We start from the raw sequence: 247 nt of genomic DNA, 5'->3' as shown, positions 1-247 counted from the left end.
TGCCATATCACAGGCATTAGTTGCAGCATTCCCTCCACCTAGGATTACAACTTTTCCGGCTGGGATTCCCTCAATACCTGATAATAAAATCCCCTCTCCTTGATGTTGTTTTTCTAAATAATAAGCTCCCATAAATACCGCACGTCTTCCAGCAATTGCACTCATAGGTTTTAATAATGCTAAATTTCCATCCTCACTAATAGTTTCACCAGCAATCGCAGTAGTACCAGCATTTCTCATTGCTTCT

1 pseudogene is annotated in these 247 nt (G+C 40.5%); it reads right to left on the bottom strand.

The annotated features are described in order from the left end of the window. A pseudogene (locus HMPREF2590_RS15800) lies at positions 1–247 on the bottom strand (alanine dehydrogenase); the annotation flags it as partial.

Origin of the sequence: Bacillus sp. HMSC036E02 (genome assembly GCF_001836235.1) — a bacterium.
In the GTDB taxonomy this organism is placed as follows: Bacteria; Bacillota; Bacilli; order Bacillales; family Bacillaceae_G; genus Bacillus_A; species Bacillus_A cereus.
The sequence above is the reverse complement of the archived record's forward strand: the minus strand, read 5'-3'. Positions and strand labels throughout refer to the sequence as shown.